Origin of the sequence: Bradyrhizobium sp., from assembly GCF_035484855.1 — a bacterium.
GTDB lineage: Bacteria > Pseudomonadota > Alphaproteobacteria > Rhizobiales > Xanthobacteraceae > Bradyrhizobium.
Window position 1 is genome coordinate 35,843 of sequence record NZ_DATHOP010000287.1, and the last position, 21,789, is coordinate 57,631.

The following is a 21,789-nucleotide window of genomic DNA, read 5'->3' on the forward strand; positions in this document are numbered from 1 at the left end:
AGCTCATTTGCGGCTCGGCGGTTCACGCAGCCTCTGTCGCTCCGCGATCTCAGCATCGGTTAGCCGTGCATCGTAGATCGAGCGAGGTTCGATCACGCGCGAAATGATCGTTGCAATCACCACCGCGAGCATCAGCGGCACGATGAATGAGCGGTCCTGACCCGTGAGCTCCATCATCAGCACGACCGCCGAGATCGGTCCTTGCGTGGTTGCAGCGAGCACGGCGCCGGCGCCCATCACGGCGACGAGAGCCGGTTGCACACCGGGCAACAGCGGAGCGCAAACGTGCCCGACGAGGCCACCGAGCAGCGCTCCCAGGGCCAGTGAGGGAGTGAACAGGCCGCCGGGAACGCCGCTGCCGAGGCACATGAGGGTGGCGGCCGGCTTGAGAATCAGCAGTGCGCCAAGCAGTGCGAGCGGCAGCTGGTCGTCGAATGCCAGCTGAGCGATGTCCTTGCCGTTTCCGAGCAGCTGGGGAAAGGGAATCGATATTGCTCCAAGCAACCCAAGTGCCAATACCGGCGCCACCAGCCGCCACCAGCCTCGCGGCCGGTTTCGATCGCCCCAGGCGACCAGTCGCACAAATGCCACCGATACCAATCCGGCGACGGGTCCAATGACAAGGACCGAAGCCATATTGGCAATGGACGCTTCAAATTGCGGGATGAAATAGGTCGGCGCATTCGGCAGTACCAGCCATGCGGTAGCGGTCGCAATGACTGCGGTCATGAGCGCAGGCAGCACCAGCCGCAGCGCCAGGATTCCGCGCAAGACCTCCAGCGCGAACAACGCGCCGCCCAATGGCACGCCATAGGCCGCGGCCATGCCCGCGCCGGCGCCACAAGCGACCAGCAGCCGGCGCTGTTCGTCGGATAGGCCGCCCTTGTCGGACAGAATGTTGGCGATAACCGCTCCCGCCTGCTTGGGCGCGCCTTCCCGACCAAGCGAAGCGCCCATTCCGACGACGACCACGGAGAGCACCGCGCTGCCGAGCGTTCGCAATGCCGGTAGTCGTCCCGCCGAGAACCAGATCGCTTCTGTTATGTCGATGCTGTTGCCGCTGGTCAGCCGCACCAGCACGATCTGGCCGGCGCCGGTCGCCAGGCCTGCGCCTAGAAGCACCAGGATATGCCGCCACGGCGGCGCCTGACTGGCTGCCTCCAGCAGACTGGCGCCCGGCCACGCCTGATGTTGCACGGCCTGCAAGATAAGCGTCAGCGCAGCCGCGCTTACACCAGTGCCGAAACCGGTGAGCACGATCGCCAGCCAGAAACGTGGTGCTGCCATTGCCCCCGAGCATAACCCTGAAGTCGTGTTCTGATACAGCCTCGTGGCGGCCAGGATTGTGGGTAGGGTGACGCAAATGACCGATGGGCAGGTCCATTTCGGTCCCACCGTACTGAACGGCCGGATCAGGATGCGCGGAAGGCGATCGACCTTGGCGGCCGGTCAACGCTTTCTTCGCGACGTGGCGCGTGCAAGCGCGCGCGAGAAGTAATCCCTCGCCACTGCGTCCAGCGCGGCCGAGATCAATTCTTCCGATTCCGTGGCGCGACCCCTGTTCTCGGCCTCGAGCCGCTCCGCTTCCTGGATATAGTCGGCGGCAAGTTCGCGCAGACGTTGGGATTCCGTGTTGTCCGGCACCGGATAAACCGTCGCCAGCAAATCCCTGGAGCGAGCGCGAGCGCGATCATTTCGCAGGCCCACCATGGGCGCCTCCCTTCGTCATCCATATTCCTCGAGGTGATCGAGTTCCACGCGGCCCAGCGGCCCGAAAATAAGTCGACAACGAGTGTTTGAACTCGACATAGCAAGCTTCTGCGAGGGAAAGCATTCCGGGCTATGTCCTGTTCCGGACCAAGCGCCTTATTTTTCAACCTGGTTCCGGAACCGCAAGCTCGGTCCGGCCTGCGTGTGCTCAATATTGCTCAAGTATTGGGCTGGCGGTCGCGCAGGGTCTCCGCCAGAAGGCGAATTCGGAGGATGGGTCCTCCGACTCATCGAGAGTCCCATTTGCCATTCGGTGTTCTCTGCGAAATGTCGCGCGATCGCACCGCGCATCTGGCCACAGACGCCGGTCAACTCCTTCCACGCAGGACCGGCGCAATCAGGCCTGATGCGCCAATAACCGTGTCGTCGCCCGATGGAGTTGTCTCGAGGGACCTATTGCGACGCCTTCTGAGACGGCTTCGCATCTGTCTTTTCTGCGTCGTGCTTGTTGGCTTCGTGATGGCCGATGATGCATCCAGCCACCACCCCGACCTTGCCATGACCAGCCATGTGGCCCGCGATGCCCCCGACGATAGCGCCCTTGATACATCCCTTTGCCTCGGCGGCTGCGGGAGCGAACGCCATGCCAAGAATGACGGTAGCGAAGATCAGCGGCTTCATGGTGGTTCTCCGGAAAGGCCAGTTGCAGCGACAATCCGCTGGTGCGGCGATTGGTTCCCCGGAGACCATCGGAGTCAGCGGCGGCGCGCCACCGCAACCCCGAACAGAAATGCGACGAAAAGACTCGAGAGCGGTGCCTCCCGGGTGATCGCGCTGATGATCGCAAGCGGTCTGCCCGGCTGCCGCGCGCTTGTGATGGCTGCGCTCAACTGCTCGACCGCGGATCGCAGGCCCGCGGAGATCTCGGTAAGCGTACGCGACACGTCGGTCGCGGTATCGATGGCGCGTTCCGCCATACCGGGCTGAAGCGTTGGTTCGGGTGTCTCGAAATCCACGGTTTTCATGCCTCAAATTTGAAGCGCCAGCACGATGGGCCGCCACCTTTGGCTATCCGCGCGTGCGCTTGTTATGAACAGCGGGTCCGAAGACCTTTGGCTATCCGCGACAGGCGCCGTGTTGAACGGCGGGTGGCGGCCCGCCCAAACAATGCGGCGTCCAGAATTTTGTTCCCATGACGGCCGGATTTGGCCTCCCGAAATGACGGTCAAGCCACGGAATGAGGAGATGTCCCGCCGGCATGAGCGTTGGCTCTGGCTTTTCCCGACCGGTGTTGGCAGATAATCCTGCTTCAGAGGGTTTGACGTGGTTGACACTTCGAAAGCAGAAATCAAGAGCATAGCGGTGTTGGGCGCGCCCATCGATATCGGCGCGTCACAGCGGGGAACCCTGATGGGACCGGCGGCGCTGCGGACGGCCGGTCTTCTGACCGTGCTCGACGGATTGGGGTTCGACGTGCGTGACCACGGCGATCTCTCGATCGGCGAGGTGGCCGAACTCGACGATGCTCCGCCCGACACGGCCAGGCATTATCGGGAGATCCAGCGTTGGACCCGGGCACTCAGTCCGCGCGCCCACGCACTGGCGAGGTCCGGCGCGATTCCGATCTTTCTGGGCGGCGATCACACCCTGTCGATGGGCTCAGTTAACGGAATCGCGCGGCATTGGCACGAGGTCGGCCGCGAGCTGTTTGTGATCTGGCTCGATGCGCATGCGGACTACAACACGCCGAAGACCACGCTGTCCGGCAACATGCACGGGATGTCGGCGGCGTTCCTGTGCGGCGAGCCTGGTCTCGACGGTCTTCTGGGCGATGAGCCGCGCGCATCGCTCGACCCCGATCAACTCGAACTGTTCGGTGTCCGCTCGATCGACAAACCGGAAAAGGATTTGCTGCGCGATCGTCGCGTGAGCATTGCCGACATGCGTCGGATCGATGAGTTCGGGGTGGCCGTTCTGATCCGCCGGGTCATCGACAAGGTGGTGGCACGCAACGGTGTGCTGCATGTCAGTTTCGATGTGGATTTTCTCGACCCGAGCCTCGCGCCCGGCGTCGGCACCACGGTGCCGGGAGGCGCGACCTATCGCGAAGCGCATCTGGTGATGGAGATGCTGCACGATTCCGGATTGGTCCGGTCCGCCGATATCGTCGAACTCAATCCCTTCCTCGACGAGCGCGGACGCACGGCGCGCACCGCGGTCGAACTGATCGGCAGCCTGTTCGGCCAACAGATCACCGACCGGACGACGCCGAGCAACGCGATCGAACCGGGCGAGTGAAGCCCGATCCGCGGACTAGGCCGCGCTGGCCGGCCGCGCCGCAGGCCTGATGCCGTGATCGGCAAAATAGCGCTCAATCGCGCCGGGCGCGCCCGCGGCATCGACGAGCGCCACATAACTGTCGGGCCTCAGCAAATAGAGCGCATCGCGGGCAAATCCCGCCGCTTCGTATTCGGATCGCCAGCCGAAGAGGTGCAGCGGTATGCCGTGTGTCGTGCACCACGCCGTAAGCTCGGCGCTGGCCGAGCCGTAGACATGGACTTGCCAGTCCATCGCTGTGAGCGATGCAAAGTTATCCGCGCCGTCGACCCGTACCCACGGCAGTCGTTCACCGCCATGCACGCGTCCGGCGGCGCCGCGGCTCAAGGGACCGTTGCGATAATTCAGCATGATCTGGGAGACGGTACGGAACATGAATTCGCGGACCGAATCGAATGCCGCGATCCTGGGGATCAGCACCGGCGCCACGCGAGTGCGCATGATTTCGGCGATCCTCCCTTCGGCGGTGGCAAAACTGAAGACGCGGTCGGTGGTCGCGACCAGCCGCCGCGCAAAGCCGATCCGTTCGGCCTCATAGCTATCGAGCAGAGAGTCGGATGCGCGGCCGGCGACGACCGCTGCGAGTTTCCACGCCAGATTGATGGCGTCGCCGATCCCGGTATTCATGCCCTGGCCGCCGGCCGGGCTGTGGATGTGCGCGGCGTCGCCGAGCAGGAAGGCCCGTCCTTTACGGAAATGATCGGTCACCCGGTGATGCACATGATAGGTCGAAAACCAGTTGACCTGCTTGACCACTACCTTGAGGTGGGTGATCGCCCGGTCGCTGACGTCGCTGAAGGTCATCGTGTCGGCGCGATCTGCACGCTCGTCGCGCACGGTTCCGATCAGGCGCGCCCTGCCTTGTCCGGCGAGCGGAAAGACGGCGAGGAAATCAGCCTCGTCGAGATCGATGTGCAATTCGCCGTTCAGGGCGGGGCCTGAGGCCTCGACGTCGGCGACATAGAAGATCTGCCGATAGGTGCCGCCGGGAAAGCCGGTCCCGATGGTCTCCCGCACGATCGAGCGGGCGCCGTCACAGCCGGCGATATATTGCGCCTCGCAGTCTGCCTGCTGACCGTCCGGCCCGCGTAGGCGAGCCGCGATGCGATCCTGCTGTTCCGTGAAACCGATCATTTCAGTTTGCCGCTCGACCGCAACGCCGAGCGCTAGCAACCGCTCGACCAAGAGACGCTCGTGCTGGTCCTGCGGAAAGATATGCAGGAAAGGGTAGGGCGTAAGTCCCGAGCCGACGGTCTCGAATCCCATGCGTGCGGCTCTTTCACCCTTCACCCAAAGATTGACGCCGGGTACCTGATGGCCTTTGGCGATCACGGCCTCCGTGAGATCGAGTTGCCGGTAGAGTTCGAGCGTGCGCGCCTGCACCGCCAGGGCACGAGAGGTCGTTCCCGGCTCGGCGGTCTTGTCGACAATACGCACCCTGGCGCCCTGTTTGGTCAGCCAAAGCGCCAGCACCAGACCGGTCGGCCCGGCGCCAATGATCAGAACGTCGCACGGCTTCATCTGTTTCTCCGTTTACCGGCATCCCAGGCGTCGCGCTTCCCGGATACCCGAATGTAGCTCGATAGCAAAATCCCCCGACAGATAACTCCGAAGCCGAAGCGCGGGTTCGGGACCGATGAGGGTGCCCATCCGGCATGCAGTTTGCATCCATTCTAGCGGAATATCTCGCCTCTCCAGAGGATTGTACGTCAGCAGGAGGCCGCAATGACCATCACGGCAACGGCGCCGATCGCCGGCTCCGGGCGCACGGGGCTCAATTCCATCGTATTTGCCAGCTGCTTTGGAACCATCATTGAATGGTACGATTTCCTGATCTACGCAACCGCGGCAGCGCTTATTTTCAACAAGGCTTTCTTTCCGACCTTCGATCCGCTCGCGGGCACCCTGGCTGCGCTCGGCAGCTACGCCGTTGGCTTCCTGGCGCGGCCGCTTGGCGGCGCGCTGTTTGGCCATTTCGGCGACCGGCTTGGCCGCAAATCCATGCTGGTTCTGACGCTGTTCATCATGGGGTTGAGCACCTTCTGTATCGGGCTGTTGCCGACCTATGCTTCGATCGGCGTGTTCGCGCCGATCCTCCTGATCGTGCTGCGCGTCATTCAGGGCATCGGCCTCGGCGGCGAATGGGGCGGCGCCTCGCTGATGGTGCTGGAGCACGCGCCCGCCGACAAGCGGGGATTTTACACGAGCTTCGTGCAGATCGGCTTTCCGGTTGGGCTGGTGCTGGCGAGCCTTGTGTTCGGGCTGGTCAGCAAACTACCCGACGCCGATTTCGCGGCCTATGGCTGGCGCATTCCGTTCCTGGTCAGCATCGTGCTGCTGGCGCTCGGCACCTTCGTACGGTCGCGCGTACCCGAGACGCCGGTGTTCGAGGCGCTGAAGGCGCGCGACGGCCTGTCCGGCAATCCGTTCGGCGAAGCCGTCGGCCAGAACACCAAGGCGTTTCTGATCGCGGTCGGGTTGAAGCTCTCCGAAGTCTCCTGGGTCTACATGCTCACCGTGTTCGTCGTGGTCTATGCAACGACCAAGCTTGGCCTCGCCAAGCAGATGATGCTCGACGCGGTGATGTATGCTGCGCTGCTGGAACTGGTCAGCCTGCCGCTGTTCGGCTGGCTCGCCGACAAGATCGGCCGCCGGCCGCTCTACATCCTGGGAGCCGTCTTTACGATGCTGTTCGCATTTCCGCTGTTCTGGATGCTGGAAAGCAAGAGCACCGCGCTGATCTTCGCCGCGGTCATGATCGCCATGAATTTCGGTCACGGCATGATGTTCGGCCCGGAATCATGCTATTTTCCGGAGCTGTTCGGGCCGCGTGTCCGCTACAGCGGCGCCTCTTTCGGATTCCAGCTCTCGGCGGCGATCGGCGGCGGCTTCGCGCCGATCATCGCCACTGCGATGGTCGGATATTTTGGCGGCACCACCGGCGTCTCGGTCATGATGATCGTGCTGGCGCTGATCACGCTTGCAGCCGCGCTCGCGGCGCGCGAGACCAAGGGAAGCTCGTTGACCTGAACTGGATGGGACCCGGTGCGGTTTGGCATATTCATTTACGATGGTGTCGAGCCGATCGATCTGGCCACCTTCGGCGTATTGTCGATGGCGCGCCGGATTGCGCCGGAGATCGAGATCTGCACGATCGCACCCCGTGCCGGGCCGGTCGCGCTCGCCAATGGGCTGAAGGTGACCGCCGATTTCGGCATCGAAAATGCGCCGCCTTGCGATCTCGTCATCGTCACCGGCGGACCCGGCTGGACCACCCAGGCGGCGGTGCCGACCACGCTCGACTATATCAGGCGCGTACATGCCTCGAACCGCATCGCGTCGGTATGTACGGGCGCCATGATATTGGCCGCGAGCGGTATCCTTGATGGTGGACCTGCGACTACCAAACGCGAAGTCGTGCCGCCGGAAACCTCGCCGCTTGCGGTGATGCGCGCCAACTATCCGCAAATCGACGTGCAAGAGGCGATGCTGGTGGACCGAGGCGGAACGACGGTGACCGGCGGCGGTGTCTCGCTTTGCATCGACACCACGCTTCATCTGCTCGCCGCCATGCTCGGCCAGCATGTCGCCGAGGAGACAGCCCGTATCATGGAATATCAACGCGCCTGGCGTGCGAACCGTGAAGGGTTTGCGCCGGTCCTGACCGCAGATTAGGAGATTGGATCGTCGGCATGTGTTATGACCCGGTCAATCGATGCGTCGGTCCACGAGGGCGGTGCGCAATTTACGGGAAACGCCGCGGGGCGCGGGCAACTACAGGAGCGGCCGACCTGAACTTGGGCGGATTATCGCGACTGGATGCCCTGGCGGCATTGCGGTCTCCCCCCAAGCGGACCAATAATGATTTTCATCCCGTTGGGGCTGGACCTGACTGGAAAATTGGGGGGCTATCGTGACAGTCGTGAATCCAACGATACCGAGCGCGTGGTACTGGAACCGCTGGTGCCAGTTAGTTCTGGGCTTGATCGCCATGATGGCGATCTCATCGCCGCAATATGTATGGACCTTGTTCACCGGTCCGCTCAACCAGAAGCTTGGAACGACGCTCGCCGAATTGCAGTGGACATTCTCGCTGCTGATTATTCTGCAGACCTGGTGCTCGCCGCTGCAGGCCTATCTGGTCGATCGTTTCGGCCCGCGGCTCCTGATTTCAGTCGGCGCATTGATGTCGGGCGGCGGCTGGGTCTTATCCAGTTACGTCAGCGACCTCTGGGCTTTGTATTTCACCTACGGGGTGATCTGCGGATTCGGGACCGGGATCATCTATGTCGGGATCATCGGTCTGATGGTGCGCTGGTTTCCCGATCGCCGCGGATTGGCGACGGGTCTTGCCGCCGCAGGCTACGGTTTCGGCGCGATCTTCACCAGCTTTCCCATCGACAGCATGATCAAGAGCGACGGCTATGCTCACACCCTCGTGGTGTGGGGCATTATTCAGGGAGTCATCGGTATCATTGCCGCGCAATGGTTGCGCGTTCCCCCGGAGGGCTGGCAGCCGGAGGGTTACTCGCCGGCAACTGCGACCACCATGCAGGCGAAGCGTAGTTATTCGCCCGCGGAGATGCTGAAAACTCCGACCTTCTGGCTGCTGTTCATCATGATGAGCATGATGTCGACCAGCGGTCTCATGGTCGTGTCCAATGTCGGTCCCTTCGCCAACGAATACAAGGTAGCGCAGGTACTGGTGTTGGGGATGGCGGCGCTGCCGCTTTCACTGACGCTCTCGCGGTTCACCAACGGGCTGACAAGGCCTTTCTTCGGCTGGGTCTCCGACCACATCGGCCGCGAGATGACGATGGCATTGGCCTTTTCGCTGGAATGCGCCGCCATCCTCGTCTTGTTTGCCTTCATCGACCAGCCTGCCTTGTTCGTGGTGCTGACCGGCCTGGTGTTCTTTGGCTGGGGCGAAATCTTCTCGCTCTTCCCATCGACGCTGACCGACACTTTCGGGCCGAAATATGCCGCGACCAATTACGGGTTTCTCTATGTCGCGCAGGGCGTGGGTTCGATCCTGGGCGGGCCGGCTGCGGCGTTCCTCAAGCAGACGACGGGCAGTTGGACCTCGGTGTTCATCATCGTCGCGATCCTCGATGCCGTGACCGCGCTGCTGGCGATCACGCTACTGAAAAAAATGCGGAGCCGGCACATGCAGGCCGGTTGAAAATGCGGGGGCTGCCAAACGCAGTCCCCGTTCGTCACGGCGTTCTATGGAGGCGGCGGCAACTCACGGGGAAACGCGATGCAAAACAAGAAATGGTCGCGGCGGGATGTCCTCAAGACCTCGAGTGCGCTCGCCGCCGGCGTCTTGTTCGCCGAGCCGGTCCGGGCGGCAGCACCGCCGCCGGCGAGCGTGACGCCGGAATTGATCGAAGCCGCCCGCAAGGAGGGCAAGGTCGCTTACTATTCTGCGCTCGAGCTGAACGTTGCGGAACGGGTGGCCAAGGCGTTCGAGGCCAAATACCCGGGTATAGCGGTCCGGGTCGAGCGTTCGGGCGCGGAGCGGATTTTCCAGCGTATCGCGCAGGAGCAGGCCAGCGGCATCAACGCGGTCGATGTCGCCAACTCGACCGACCCCGCGCATTATCTGGATTGGAAGGCCAAGGACTGGCTCGCGCCCTATCTCCCCGACGATGTCATGACGAATTTCCCCGCCGATCAATTCGATCCCGATGGTCTGTGGGCGACGTCTTGCGCCTGGATGGAAGTCATCGGCTACAACACCGATCTGGTGAAGCCCGAGGACGCACCGAAAAGCTATGCCGACCTGCTCGATCCGAAGTGGCAGGGCAAGATCGTCAAGGCGCATCCCGGCTATAGCGGCGCGATCATGACGGCGACGTTCGTGCTCTCGCGCGAACTCGGCTGGTCGTATTTCGAGAAGCTCGCGCAGCAGAAGGTGATGCAGGTGCAGTCGGCCGCCGATCCGCCGAAGAAGCTGCTGCTCGGCGAGCGGGCGGTGATGGCCGACGGCAATGACTACAATCTGCTGCTGCTCAAGGATCAGGGCAAACCGGTCGAGGTGGTCTATGCCTCCGAAGGCGCGCCGCTGATCATCGTTCCCTCAGGAATATTTCGCAGCGCACCCAATCCCAACGCCGCGCGGCTATTCCAGAGCTATTTCCTTGGCGCGGAAGGGCAGCAATTGCTGGTCGACGATTACGGCCTTCGCTCGTTCCATGCGCAGATCAAGGAAAGGCCCGGTCATCCGCCGCTGTCGACCCTGAAATTGCTAAGGTCTGATCCCGCGGCGGTGCTGGCACAGAGCGAAGAGATCAAGGCGCGCTACGTCAAACTCTTCAAAGTGTGATCGGGGTTAGCGGCGGCGGCGATCGCTCAGCGGACGCTGACAAACGCGCCCCATGCCGCCGCGAGACCGGCGCCGGTGAGAACGTAGACGGGATTGTCGCAGAACGCGCCGCCGTATCGGCACATGTCGGCGCCGAAGCTGCCTATTTCGTTCTGGCCGGCGGCATAGAACAGACCCGACAGCACCACCAGCACTGCGGCCACGAAATACATGGGACCCTTCCTCCGAACTGAAATCAGGAGACGGTACGTCTCGAAACTCCGGAACTGCCGCAGCTTAGCGCGCGCTCCCTCATCGAGGCTTGAGACAGGTCATTCGATTTTCGGAAAATTAGCTTCAAAAGCCGCGCTACTTTCCCGCCAATCCGGATTGAACCGGATGCGCGCCCGCCCGCTGCGGAAGCACCAGCAGACACCCCAATATGAAGATGGCGATAACCGCCGAGGCCAGCGGGCGGCTCCAGGCGAGGCCGCCATCGTGTACGGGTTTGTCGAGAAAATCGCCAACGGTCGCGCCGAGCGGCCGAGTCAGGATGAAGGCCGCCCAGAACAGCGTCACCCGTGAAACAGCGGTCCAGAAGTAAGCGGCCGCGACGATGGCCAGGGCGGCGCCGAACACCAGCGCGCCGCCTTCATATCCGAGCCCCGTGGAATCGGCCATCCAGTCGCCAAGCGCCGTGCCCAGGGTTTGCGAGAAGGTGATGGCCGCCCAGTAGAACATCTCCGCTTTCGGGGTGCTGACGGCGTCGACCGATATCGAGCCCGATGATCGGTACCAAAGGCCGAGCGTCGCCAGCAAACAAACCAGCAGCAGCGAGGAGCCGCCGGCATAGCCGATCCCCAACGAGCGATCCGCGAAATCCGCCATGGTAGTGCCGAACGTCGTGGAGGCGATGATTGTCGCCCAATACAAAAACGGGTGAAATTTCTTCGCGATGATCTGCAGGCTGATCAGCACCATCAGGGCCGCGAGGAACAGCGCGGTTCCGGCCAGATAACCCCAGTTCAGCGTCATCGTGACGGTATCGCCGCCGGTCTCGCCAAGCGTCGTTGCCGCGATCTTGATGATCCAGAAGCCGAGCGCGACCTCGGGAACCTTGCTGAAGGATTCGGGCATGTCTATCCGGTTGCCGCTGTAACCGACGAGACAACTTCCGCCCGCCAGATATGTTGTGCGGCGCGTCGATGTTCGATTTGCGGCGATTGCGCGCGGCATCGCGCCGGTAACGCAAATTTGCATCGGCAACACTTCGGTCCCCGCCGAACCTTTCAGTGGTTCGCCTGTGCTATCCGGTTGAGGGCGGCCAAAGGTGAGGCATCACATGAAAAAGACGAGCTATACCCCGGCGGAGCTGAACGACGGTTTCGTCGTGGCGATCACGATCGAAGCCAAGGCCGGTCAAGGGGACGCCATGGCGGCCATTCTCGGCGGTCTGGTTGCTCCGACGCTGGCGGAGCCCGGCGTCAAACTGTTCATTCCCTACCGTTCGCCGACCGATCCGCTGTCATTTTTCATTTTCGAACTCTATGTGAACGAAGACGGATGGCGCGCCCATCAGGAAACGCCGCATTTCGAAGCCGCCATCAAGGAGCTGCTGCCGCGCGCCGCCCGACGCGAACGCATTCCATTCGTGCCATACACCGCGGTCTGAGCCGCTCCGACGGGCCATCGACCGGGTCCTGCCTTCATCCGCCCGCCTGCGTGGACAAACAGCCTTCAGGGCTTGCGGCCATAATTGAGCAGTCCGCCGACGCCCTTCGGCGGATGGGCTTTGAGACCCTCTTCATTGGGCTCGGTGCCCCAGCCGGGCCGGTCCGGCATCACGAGATAGCCGTCGACGAATTCCGGCACGTGGGTGAAGAGCTCGTGATCCCAGGCCAGCCGGTCGATGTCGGTCTCCATGATCCGCAAATTCGGCACCGCCGCGCTGAAATGGGCGTTCATCATGGTGCAGAGGTGGCCGTAGAAATTATGCGGCGCGACGTTGACCTCGTGATGTTCGGCGCTGGCCGCGATCTTCATCGACTGCCATACGCCGTTCCAGGGCGTATCGATGATCGCGACATCGACAGCCTGCTCGCGGAAATAGGGCAGGAATTCACGCAAGCCCAGCAGCGTCTCGCAGGACGAGATCGGATGCGGACTTTGCCGCCTGATATAGCCCAGCGCTTCCGGGCTAAAGCTGTCGATCTCGATCCAGAACATATCGAGGTCGGCGATGGCGCGCAGGATCTTCAGATAGCCTTCGGTCTTGGCATTGAAGTTGAGGTCGAGCAGGATATCGATATCGGGACCTGCGCCGTCGCGGATCGCTTCCAGATGCATGCGCAGGTCGCGTAGCACCCTGCGATCGACATTGATCTCGGGCTGGAAGGGCACGCCGAAGCCCGGTCGCCAGCCCGTCGGCTTGCCGTCGTCATAGGTGAAGATGTTGGTTTTCAGCGCGGTGAATTTCTTCTCGCGCACTTCGCGGCCGATCGCCTTGACGCCGTCGAGATCGGTGATCGCCGGCTTGTACCAGGTGGGATGGTTGATGCGCCAGGTGGCGCAATGCGACCAGTACACCCGGATGCGGTCGCGGATCTTGCCGCCGAGCAGTTCGTAGCAGGGCACCCCGAGCAGTTTTGCCTTTGCGTCGAGCAGGGCGTTTTCGATCGCACCGAGCGCCTGCGCCACAACGCCGCCGGCCGCCGGCCTGGTTGCCGAAAAAAGCTCCGCGTAGATGCGCTCATGCGCAAAGGCGTTCTGTCCCACGACCCGCGCCGCGAGACGCTGTATTGCAGCACCCACACCGGGCGAGCCAAAACCTTCGTCGAATTCGCTCCAGCCGACAATGCCGCTTTCGGTCGTGATCTTGACGAAATGGTAGTTGCGCCAACCGGCGTCGCAGGCCAGCAGTTCGACGCTTCTTACCTTCGAATCCTTTGTCATGGCGTTTCCTTTTTTGGGCGAGCCGGGGAGGCTTTACTCGGTCTTATAGGGCTCGCAGGCCGCATTGTGGCGGGCGGCGTCGATCTGGGCAACATCGGCCTCATCATTGACCAGCGTGCGAAACAGCACGATGCCGCGATTGGTCGGGGCCGCGACCACGGGCAACCGGCTCGCCTCGGTGGGCTTTCCTTGCGGCATCAGGATGAAATCAGCAGCACCTGACTTTGCCTGCTGGTCGTTGATTGCGTAGAAGTTGTTGGTGTCGGCGTCGAATACCGATACCGACCAATAGGTCTGCGGCATGTCATGGGTGGAGACTCGGACAGCGCCGGCCACGCGGAGGTCGTAGACGCAAATCGAATACAAAAGGTCCGGGGAGGGGCGAACCACCGTGCGCGAGCGCCACGTCGCGCGCGGGCCGTGCAGAATGGCATTGGAAGCCCCCGCCGTCTTGGTGATCCCGTTCATGGTGCGGAGCATGATCAAGCGCGGCAGCAACAACACGGTTGCGCCATGTACCACCGCGGCCACCAGCAGCATGGCTGCAATCCATTTCCAGCCCCTCGCGATCATTCGCAGGCCACCTTCATGATGGTGGGCAGAGCAGGATGCGTGGGATCGGCGGCGACGGAGGCTTCCGGATTGTAGAGCCGGATCATCAGGTCGAAGCGTCCGGCGGCCACCGGAATCCAGTTGGCTTCGGCCTGCGCCTTCGACAGCGTGACAGCAAAGCTTCCGTCGGCGTGACGCGCGACCGAATTCATCGAGACGGAGTAGCGATCCACCGGGTTGGGTATCAGGAAATCATCGGCGCCGTAGGCGGTGATGCTCCACCACCGCGCGGGTGGGTCGCGCCCCTCGATTCGGTAGGAACAATGGCCATCCAGCGCATGGCCCTCGCTGTCTTCCGATGCGTTGTAATAAATCGTCTCCGCGCGGCTGAGCGCAAGCAACGCATGCACCGCGACATAGGCGCGAAGATAGGGACCGCCTTCGCTCGACCCCGCTGCGAGGCTGGTGCGCCAGGGACCGTCGGCAACACCACCGCTCCCGTTGGGGTGAATGACAGTCGCCCATGTCGTGGCCAGTCCCAGCGCGATACCGGCGATCAGCGTCAGCAATACCTTCAGAGTTCGAAGCATCTCGATGCCGACCCTTCCGACGTTGTTCCGTCAAGCGCCATGGGCTCGTCCTATCGCCGGCTGCGGATGTTGTTGATGAGCATCACGAGCAGGCCGCCACCGAACAGCAGGAACGAACTGACATAGATCACCGCGGCGCAGGTGAAGAGGACGGGGTGTTCCGCGTAGGAAACGTAGTGCTCGGGCCCAAACTTGCGAGCATAGATGCGCCCGGTTTCATACCACTCGTAGAGCTGATAGGCCGCGAATATCGCAATGGCAATACAGACGAGAATCTTCCACGGCGTAAGCTTGCCTGACTGATTTCCTGCTCTTGCATTCATGGCCATCGGAAATTCGCGCGCGCTATGGCCACATGCTCGCCGCTACTCCGCCGCCTGCGACGACGGCGAGCGCATGGTGCCGACGCCGTCGGCCTCGGTCGCCGAGATCGTCGTGCGCACCATCAGGCGCGCCTCGTGCGCCGGCCACGGTCGCCCACGGTGCATGGTGGCGCGATTGTCCCACATCACGACGTCGCCCTTGCGCCATGGGTGCAGATAGCTCGCGCCGGGCGCGGTCGCGAGCGTCATCAACTCGTCGATCAGCCGCTTTCCCGCCGCCGGCTCCATGCCGTCGACCCCATAGGCGTGCGAGGCAAGGTAGATCGCGCCGCGGCCGTTGACGGGATTCCTCCACACCATGCGCCAGCATTGCGGCGGCAGCGCTGCGCGCTCCTCGGGGGTTGCGAGGCCGGGCGCGATCTGGCTTCGCGAATACGCATAGTCGTGCCAGGCAAAGTAATTCTCGAGCTTCTCGCGCATGCCGGCATCGAGCCGCTCGAAGGCGAGCCGGGTCGAGACGTATTCGGTCTCGCCGCCTTCAGCCGGAATGACGCGCGCCGAAAGGATCGAGGTCAGTGCCGGCACGCGCTTAAAGGAAGCATCCGTATGCCAAAGCTGGTTGGCCTTGTTGCGCAGGGACAGCCGGTGATCGGCGGGAACGACTTTTCCGTCGGGGCCGATGGTAGAGAGGATCACGAAATGCGATCCCTCGCCCTGCGAGCCGACCTTGGTCACTTCAGGCGGTCCGAAGCGGCGCGAAAAGGCGAGTTGGAGTTCGTCGGTGACTTCCTGGTCGCGAAACACCAGAACCGAATGTTCCTCGAAAGCCGCGCGCGCGGCCGCATAAGCGGCATCGTCGCAGGCTACATCCGCAAGCGTCACGCCGCGCAACTCGGCGGCGAACCCCGGACCCAGCGGGATCACGTCCATCGGAAAATCCTCCCCGTTTTTGTTTGCGCGACGTTAGGGCAAAACTGCTCGGGCGGCAACGATAGGGGAGGCCTCAATTTCATATACACTGCTATGCCGACTGGCTAAAAACCGGCGGGTATACGGACCGTCTGGGCTCGGGGTAACGCCAATGCTGCGACGCGAGTTTGTTGGACTTCTCGGCGTCGCCGCAGCCATGACGTTGCGGTCGGGTGCTCTCCGCGCTGAGTCCTCAAAAGTGTTTCGCGTCGGATTCCTGGGACTGCCTTCCGCCGACAGCCTGCCCAAACGCACCAAGGCGTTTAGCGACGGCTTGCGCGATCTCGGTTATCACGAGGGGCGGGATATCATCATCGAGTACCGCTGGGCCGACAGCAACTACGAGCGGTTGCCGGCGCTGCTGGCGGAACTGATCCATCTCGACGTCGATGTGATCGTCACCCATGGTACCCCGGGGGTGATGGCCGCCAAGCAGGCGACCTCGACGATCCCGATCGTGATCGCCGTCGTTGGCGATGCGGTGGCGACCGGCGTGGTGGCGAGCCTGGCGCGGCCCGGCGGCAATGTCACTGGACTCACATATTTCCAGCCCGAACTGAACGCCAAACGACTCGAACTGCTCAAGGAAACCATACCCGACTTGGTGGACGTCGGAGTGCTGCTCAATCCGGACAATCAGATGAACGAGCCGGTGCTGCGCCAAGTCACCCAAGTCGCCCAGTCGCTCGAACTGGAGCTGCACCAATTCGACGCGCGTTCACCCAGCGAGTTCGAAGCCGCCTTCGCGGCCATGGCGGCAAAACGCGTTCGGGCGCTGATCGTATTCGACGATGCGATGCTGATCGGCGAGGCCAAGGCGGTGGCGGCGCTCGCCTTGAAGCACGGTCTCTATTCCTGCGGCTTTCTGGATTTTGCCGGGGCCGGTGGCCTGCTAGCCTATGGAGTCGACTTTCCCGACATGTTTCGGCGCGCGGCGACCTATGTGGACAAGATCCTGAAGGGCGCCAAACCGGCCGACTTGCCGGTCGAGCAGGCGACCCGGTTCACGACCATTCTCAATCTTGCGACCGCCAGGTCGCTCGGCTTGAGCGTGCCGTCCTCGGTGCTGTTGCGCGCCGACGAGGTGATCGAATGAAGGCGGCCGGCGGCCGTCGAGAGGAGTCAAATTACAATCCTGTTTACCTTCTTCATTAGGCTGCGATCAATGCGGCTGCCCTAAGCAGGGAGGGCCGCGAGAGAATCCCGCGTTTCGATCCAGAAGGTGTTTGGAAAGAAATTGGGGGTTCCAATGCGATTGCTCTTGAAATTCTTGAGGGACGAAACCGGCGCGACCGCCATCGAATATGGCTTGATCGCCGCGGGCATCTCGCTTGCGATCATCAGCATCGTGGACGGCCTTGGCACCAGGCTGAACACCAAGTTCACCTCCATCAACAGCTCGTTGAAGTAGCGGGCAGCATCGCGTGGCGGATCTCTGGAGGGCTGGCCCTCCAGGAACGAAACCCTGTCACCCACGGCGGCGAAGGTCATCCAAACAGGCATGGGGCCACGATTGTTTCTCTGGTTCGTCCAGAAAACGCGCCAAGCTCTGACGTTTTTGGCCACAATCCAAAACGACGATCCCGGCATGAGGACGTTGGCCGTAATTTCGATTCTGGCGCTGCTCACGATTTCCGGGGCGGCCTATACGGATCAGATTCTGACCAGCGATCGGCAGGCCGCGCAACGGGTGAATTGATTTCAGCCTTTCGGCGCCGGCGTTTTTGGGGGACGAAGACGATGCTTTCGGTGGATCAATTCCTGAGGCTGATAAGCGTGCCCGCGGTGGTGGTGGCATTCCTGATCGCATCCCAGGTTTCCGGCGGCTTCTCGCGCCCGGCGCCGACCGAATTCGCCAGCGAGTAGCCCGCGCCACATCGGGCGCATGGGCCAAAGTGTCGCAGATTTGCGCGACCGCTTGGCTGAGACCGAGAATGCCCGCGCCCTCCTCGTATCGGGTTTGATCGCCGGTTGTCCTCCATTTCCCGCTCGCCGCCCGGTCGCAAAGTGCCGGACTTTACGCACTACCAGAGGCGTTGCGGGCCATTGAATCGCTTCCGATAGGCCGCAACTCGACCGCCTGCGGGCTGTCGCAGTCGCTGCGAATGCCGGTGCTGCCTTGTTGGGCATGACGGCCAGCAGACAACCGGTATTTTCGTTCGCTGGCGGCCGTCGATCGGGGTCCCCGACTATATCGACAGGCAGCGCCTCTGCAGGTAGGGTCCCGCCCAAAGACCATTCGGGAGGACCGCCTGTTGCCGGCGAAATTCATGATAAAACGTGATTATTATGCAGGCGCGCTGATGTTGCTGCTCGGTGTCGGGGCCGCCGTGACCGGTACCGGCTACAAGTTCGGCAGCCTCGCCCGGATGGGGCCGGGATTCATGCCGGTCGTGCTCGGAATCGTGCTTGCCTTTCTCGGTATCCTGATCGCCGGTACCGCGCTGGGGTCATCGGAACCCGACGACAAGAAGTTCCTGCCGGAACATCCGCAATGGTTCGGTTGGCTCTGCATCATTGGCGGCCCCATCCTTTTCATCATCCTGGGGCAGTACGGCGGCATGATCCCGGCGGTGTTCGCCTGCGTCTTTGTCTGTGCGCTCGGCGACAAGACCGCCACCTATAAATCCTCACTCATCCTGGCGGCCGGCGTCACGGTGTTCGGTGTGCTGTTGTTCCATTACCTGCTGAGCATCCCGTTCCCGCTGCTACGAGGGTTCAACCTGTGATCTCAACGGCGATTACCGATCTCTGGTACGGCTTTGGCGTAGCGCTCGAGCCGCACAATTTGATGTACTGCTTCCTCGGTGTGCTGGTCGGCAATCTCGTCGGGGTGCTGCCCGGAATGGGCCCGGTCGCGACGATCTCGATCTTGCTGCCGTTGACCTTTGGAATGCCGCCGGTGCCGGCGATCCTGATGCTGTCCGGCGTCTATTACGGTGCCCAGTATGGCGGGGCGATCTGCTCGATTCTCTTGAATCTTCCATGCCACCCGCCGCACGCCGTGACGTGTCTGGACGGGTTCCCGCTGACCAAACAGGGCAAGGGCGGCACCGCGCTCGGCATCACCATTATCGCCGCCTTCGTCGGCGCGTCCTTCGGCATCACCGAGATGATTTTCCTGGCGCCGTTCCTGGTCAAGGTGGCGCTCGAATTCGGGCCCGCAGAGGTCTGTTCGCTGATGCTGGTGGGTCTGCTGGCGGGCTCGACGCTGGCGAAGGGATCGCCGCTCAAGGGCATCGCGATGACGGTTCTCGGCCTGCTGGTCGGCATCGTCGGTTCCGACATCGAGACCGGGCAACCCCGCTTCACCTTCGGCATCACCGAACTGTTCGACGGCGTCGAGATCATCGCGCTGGCGCTCGGCATGTTCGGTATCGCCGAGTTCATGAACAGCATCAACAATACCGAAGATGTCGACCTGCGATACGCCAAGGTCGGCATCTCCGACATGTTTCCGTCGAAGGCCGATCTAAAGAAATCGTTCTGGCCGATGATCCGCGGCACCCTTCTCGGCAGCCTCTGTGCGCTGATTCCGGGGACCGGACCGACGATTGCGTCCTTTGTGTCCTACGCCACCGAGAAAAAGATATCGAAGACGCCGGAGCGGTTCGGTCACGGTGCGATCGAGGGGGTCGCATGCCCCGAGGCTTCAACGCATTCCTCGGTGCAGGGCGACTTCATCCCGACCATGAGTCTCGGTATTCCCGGCGATACCGTGATGGCGCTGCTCTTGGGCGCGCTCATCATTCACGGCATCGTTCCCGGTCCGCAACTGATCAGTCAACATGCCGACATCTTCTGGGGCCTGATCGCGAGCTTCTGGATCGGCAACATCCTGCTGGTGATCCTCAACGTGCCGATGATCGGGCTATGGGTGAAGTTGTTGAGCATCCCCTATCGCTACCTCTATCCGAGCGCGATGTTCTTCGTCTGCATCGGCGTCTATGCCGCCAACAACGACATGTTCCAGGTCGGCGAGACCTTGTTCATTGGCGTGATCGGCTACATCCTGCTGCGGCTGGATTTTCATCCGGCGCCGATTCTGCTCGGCTTCGTGCTGGGACCGCGCTTCGAGGAAAACTTCCGGCGCAGCCTGTTGATCTCGCGCGGCGATCTGATGACCTTCATCGACCGCCCGATCAGCGCATTCTTTCTATTCATTTGCGTCGTGCTGATTTCGGCCCAGATCTATGTCTGGCTGCGCAAGCCGAAGATCATTGCGGAAGAAAAGGCGATCGAGGCCCAGGTGCCGACCACGCCATATTCGGAACTGGCGGAGTAACAGCAGGTGTTCGGCGCTGAAAGGTCCGCGCTGGAGATCCCCAGCTGATGAGAATACGCCTCGGCTTCTTGATCGGGCTTACAGCCCTGGCCGCTTCCGCGGCGCTCGTTGCGATGATGCTCGGACATGTCGCCCACAATGACATCGGGCTCACGCGAACGGCAATCCGTCATTCGGCATTGATCGCCAGCGCGGTGATCGCGATGTTTCTGGTCCCATAGGTCGCCCGTCAAGCCATCCCCCGATCGTCTCTTGATGCCGTTGTGCTGATCCGGTTCGTGACCAGCGGATCTTCGCGGATGTGCATCCTGCGGAATTGGGATCGGCCTGGGTGCTCCGCACTCACAACTATCAAATTGCTCTCGGGGCGGTTACGGTGCTGCATTGCCGCTCGAAGGGGTAGTTCGTCCGCAATGAAGATCGACCGTTCCGCAGCCGTCGTCGACTTGCCGCCCACGGTGCGGCAGACCATCTTTCTCTATTTGGGAATCCTGATCATTCTGCTCGCGTTTGGGAGCCCGGCGGGCGGCCTGATCGATATTCCAATCAGCTTCTTTCTCAAGAACAGACTGCATTTGACCGCGCACGAAGTCGCCAATTTCCGGGTCTTGGCGGCAATCCCGCTTTATCTGTCGTTTGTTTTCGGATTCATCCGCGACATGTGGAACCCGCTCGGGATGAAGGACCGCGGATACATGTTGCTGTTTGGCGGCATAACGGCTTTGCTCTACCTGCTTTTTGCGTTCGCGCCCATGAGCTATGCGACGCTGCTCGTCGCGGTCATTGTACTGACGGCGTCGTTCCTCTTCGTCTCCAGCGCCCAGAACGGACTAACCTCGGTGATCGGTCAGCAGCACGCGATGACCGGTCAGGTCAGCGCGGCCTGGAACGTTTTCCTGTCGATTCCTACGTTCGCCGCGCTACTAATCGGCGGAACGCTGAGCGGCATGCTGGAAGAAAAAAGCCCGGATCAGGCGGTTCGGATCCTGTTTCTCGCCGGCGCCGCGATCATGGGCGCAATTTCGCTTTATGCGCTGTGGCGGCCGCGCGCGGTGTTCGACAATATCCGCGCCGAGAACGGATCGGGCAGTCATCCGATGCGGGATATCAAGCGGCTGGTGCGGCACTGGCCGATTTATCCGGCGATGCTGATCTGGGTGCTCTGGAATTTCGCGCCCGGCTCGGTGACGCCGCTGCAGTATCATCTGCAGAACACCCTGCACGCCACCGACGGTCAATGGGGGCTGTGGAACGCCATCTTCGCCGCATCCTTCATTCCGACGTTCATCGTGTATGGACTGCTCTGCCGCAAATATCCGCTGAAGACGCTGCTGTGGTGGGGAACGGTCTTCGCCGTCCCGCAGATGGTGCCGTTGCTCTTCATCCATACGGTAGCGCAGGCTCTGATCGCAGCCGTGCCGATCGGCCTGATGGGCGGTCTTGCCACCGGGGCCTATCTGGACCTGATCATTCGCTCCTGCCCGCGGGGCTTGCAGGGGACGACGCTGATGATGTCGTACAGTCTTTATTATGTTGTCGTGCGATTTGGCGATGTTCTCGGAACCAACCTTTACGATCGCTACGGCGGCTTTACGGTTTGCGTCGTTGCGATCACGGTGGTCTACGCCTTGATACTGCCGGCCCTGCTGCTGGTGCCCAGGCACCTGATTGCCACCGCCGATGGGCAGGCGCCCAACCTGGAATTCGGTGCAATGGAACCAGCAAGCCGTGCGGTCGATTAGCATCCATACCTTTCACGAGCGG

At 62.1% G+C, this 21,789-nt stretch carries 26 protein-coding genes; 14 read left to right on the forward strand and 12 right to left on the reverse strand.

All coding sequences use genetic code 11. The features are described 5' to 3' along the window. Positions 1-3: 3 nt before the first annotated feature. From VK804_RS32140 to VK804_RS32155, 4 genes are all read right to left on the reverse strand, one after another. Complete coding sequence (locus VK804_RS32140; protein ID WP_325752320.1) at positions 4-1,287, reverse strand: chloride channel protein; 1,284 nt, start codon at positions 1,285-1,287, stop codon at positions 4-6. 162 nt (positions 1,288-1,449) lie between these two features. Beyond that, entirely contained in the window at positions 1,450-1,710 is a 261-nt protein-coding gene (locus VK804_RS32145) for a hypothetical protein (RefSeq protein WP_325752321.1), read from the reverse strand. Between the two features lie 453 nt (positions 1,711-2,163). Continuing rightward, on the reverse strand, positions 2,164-2,391 hold the full coding sequence (locus tag VK804_RS32150; RefSeq protein ID WP_325752322.1) for a hypothetical protein: 228 nt from the start codon (positions 2,389-2,391) through the stop codon (positions 2,164-2,166). 74 nt (positions 2,392-2,465) lie between these two features. After that, positions 2,466-2,735, reverse strand: coding sequence for a hypothetical protein (locus VK804_RS32155; protein ID WP_325752323.1), 270 nt, complete (start codon positions 2,733-2,735; stop codon positions 2,466-2,468). Between the two features lie 331 nt (positions 2,736-3,066). Between VK804_RS32155 and rocF the strand changes: the two genes are divergently transcribed. Further along, positions 3,067-4,008, forward strand: a complete 942-nt coding sequence (rocF, locus tag VK804_RS32160; protein ID WP_325752397.1) for an arginase — start codon at positions 3,067-3,069, stop codon at positions 4,006-4,008. Between the two features lie 15 nt (positions 4,009-4,023). On the opposite strand, the gene VK804_RS32165 is transcribed toward rocF, so the two are convergent. Beyond that, the gene (locus VK804_RS32165; protein WP_325752324.1) at positions 4,024-5,568 is read right to left on the reverse strand and encodes an FAD-dependent oxidoreductase; all 1,545 of its coding nucleotides are present in this window, start codon (positions 5,566-5,568) and stop codon (positions 4,024-4,026) included. Positions 5,569-5,772: 204 nt separating this feature from the next. Here VK804_RS32165 and VK804_RS32170 point away from each other — a divergent pair, with 204 nt between their 5' ends. The 4 genes from VK804_RS32170 (at position 5,773) to VK804_RS32185 (ending at position 10,375) form a co-directional block, all read left to right on the forward strand. After that, complete coding sequence (locus tag VK804_RS32170; protein WP_325752325.1) at positions 5,773-7,077, forward strand: MFS transporter; 1,305 nt, start codon at positions 5,773-5,775, stop codon at positions 7,075-7,077. A gap of 15 nt (positions 7,078-7,092) precedes the next feature. Further along, positions 7,093-7,722, forward strand: a complete 630-nt coding sequence (locus VK804_RS32175) for a DJ-1/PfpI family protein (RefSeq protein WP_325752326.1) — start codon at positions 7,093-7,095, stop codon at positions 7,720-7,722. 238 nt (positions 7,723-7,960) lie between these two features. Next, positions 7,961-9,229 (forward strand): oxalate/formate MFS antiporter, encoded by a 1,269-nt coding sequence (gene oxlT / locus VK804_RS32180; RefSeq protein ID WP_414642874.1) that lies wholly within the window; start codon positions 7,961-7,963, stop codon positions 9,227-9,229. A 78-nt stretch (positions 9,230-9,307) separates the two neighbouring features. Continuing rightward, a complete protein-coding gene (locus VK804_RS32185; protein WP_325752327.1) occupies positions 9,308-10,375 on the forward strand; it encodes an extracellular solute-binding protein in 1,068 nt (355 codons plus the stop codon). A gap of 26 nt (positions 10,376-10,401) precedes the next feature. On the opposite strand, the gene VK804_RS32190 is transcribed toward VK804_RS32185, so the two are convergent. Continuing rightward, a complete protein-coding gene (locus tag VK804_RS32190) occupies positions 10,402-10,587 on the reverse strand; it encodes a hypothetical protein (protein WP_325752328.1) in 186 nt (61 codons plus the stop codon). 136 nt (positions 10,588-10,723) lie between these two features. Continuing rightward, positions 10,724-11,491 carry a hypothetical protein gene (locus tag VK804_RS32195; RefSeq protein ID WP_325752329.1) on the reverse strand — a complete coding sequence of 256 codons (768 nt, stop codon included), beginning with the start codon at positions 11,489-11,491 and terminating at the stop codon, positions 10,724-10,726. A gap of 205 nt (positions 11,492-11,696) precedes the next feature. Between VK804_RS32195 and VK804_RS32200 the strand changes: the two genes are divergently transcribed. Next, a complete protein-coding gene (locus VK804_RS32200; RefSeq protein WP_325752330.1) occupies positions 11,697-12,026 on the forward strand; it encodes a putative quinol monooxygenase in 330 nt (109 codons plus the stop codon). A 65-nt stretch (positions 12,027-12,091) separates the two neighbouring features. On the opposite strand, the gene VK804_RS32205 is transcribed toward VK804_RS32200, so the two are convergent. From VK804_RS32205 to VK804_RS32225, 5 genes are read right to left on the reverse strand one after another with little or no spacing between them, the layout of a single operon-like run. Next, positions 12,092-13,306, reverse strand: coding sequence for a mandelate racemase/muconate lactonizing enzyme family protein (locus VK804_RS32205; RefSeq protein ID WP_325752331.1), 1,215 nt, complete (start codon positions 13,304-13,306; stop codon positions 12,092-12,094). Positions 13,307-13,339: 33 nt separating this feature from the next. Beyond that, positions 13,340-13,846, reverse strand: a complete 507-nt coding sequence (locus tag VK804_RS32210; protein ID WP_325752332.1) for a DUF1254 domain-containing protein — start codon at positions 13,844-13,846, stop codon at positions 13,340-13,342. Between the two features lie 29 nt (positions 13,847-13,875). Beyond that, positions 13,876-14,448: a DUF1214 domain-containing protein gene (locus tag VK804_RS32215; protein ID WP_325752333.1), complete on the reverse strand. Its 573-nt coding sequence runs from the start codon at positions 14,446-14,448 to the stop codon at positions 13,876-13,878. A 50-nt stretch (positions 14,449-14,498) separates the two neighbouring features. Further along, positions 14,499-14,777, reverse strand: a complete 279-nt coding sequence (locus tag VK804_RS32220; RefSeq protein WP_325752334.1) for a hypothetical protein — start codon at positions 14,775-14,777, stop codon at positions 14,499-14,501. A 36-nt stretch (positions 14,778-14,813) separates the two neighbouring features. Beyond that, positions 14,814-15,701: a TauD/TfdA family dioxygenase gene (locus VK804_RS32225; RefSeq protein WP_325752335.1), complete on the reverse strand. Its 888-nt coding sequence runs from the start codon at positions 15,699-15,701 to the stop codon at positions 14,814-14,816. 151 nt (positions 15,702-15,852) lie between these two features. On the opposite strand from VK804_RS32225, the gene VK804_RS32230 reads away from it, so the two are divergent. From VK804_RS32230 to VK804_RS32265, 8 genes are all read left to right on the forward strand, one after another. Then, positions 15,853-16,836, forward strand: a complete 984-nt coding sequence (locus VK804_RS32230) for an ABC transporter substrate-binding protein (RefSeq protein ID WP_325752336.1) — start codon at positions 15,853-15,855, stop codon at positions 16,834-16,836. A gap of 153 nt (positions 16,837-16,989) precedes the next feature. Then, complete coding sequence (locus VK804_RS32235; RefSeq protein WP_325752337.1) at positions 16,990-17,151, forward strand: Flp family type IVb pilin; 162 nt, start codon at positions 16,990-16,992, stop codon at positions 17,149-17,151. Positions 17,152-17,253: 102 nt separating this feature from the next. Next, complete coding sequence (locus VK804_RS32240; RefSeq protein WP_325752338.1) at positions 17,254-17,439, forward strand: hypothetical protein; 186 nt, start codon at positions 17,254-17,256, stop codon at positions 17,437-17,439. Positions 17,440-17,480: 41 nt separating this feature from the next. Continuing rightward, positions 17,481-17,606, forward strand: coding sequence for a hypothetical protein (locus VK804_RS32245; RefSeq protein WP_325752339.1), 126 nt, complete (start codon positions 17,481-17,483; stop codon positions 17,604-17,606). Between the two features lie 404 nt (positions 17,607-18,010). Further along, positions 18,011-18,469, forward strand: a complete 459-nt coding sequence (locus VK804_RS32250; RefSeq protein WP_325752340.1) for a tripartite tricarboxylate transporter TctB family protein — start codon at positions 18,011-18,013, stop codon at positions 18,467-18,469. A 62-nt stretch (positions 18,470-18,531) separates the two neighbouring features. Beyond that, positions 18,532-20,025: a tripartite tricarboxylate transporter permease gene (locus VK804_RS32255; protein ID WP_414642876.1), complete on the forward strand. Its 1,494-nt coding sequence runs from the start codon at positions 18,532-18,534 to the stop codon at positions 20,023-20,025. Between the two features lie 47 nt (positions 20,026-20,072). Next, positions 20,073-20,246 (forward strand): hypothetical protein, encoded by a 174-nt coding sequence (locus tag VK804_RS32260; RefSeq protein ID WP_325752342.1) that lies wholly within the window; start codon positions 20,073-20,075, stop codon positions 20,244-20,246. Between the two features lie 192 nt (positions 20,247-20,438). Then, on the forward strand, positions 20,439-21,767 hold the full coding sequence (locus VK804_RS32265; RefSeq protein WP_325752343.1) for an MFS transporter: 1,329 nt from the start codon (positions 20,439-20,441) through the stop codon (positions 21,765-21,767). Positions 21,768-21,789: the final 22 nt, after the last annotated feature.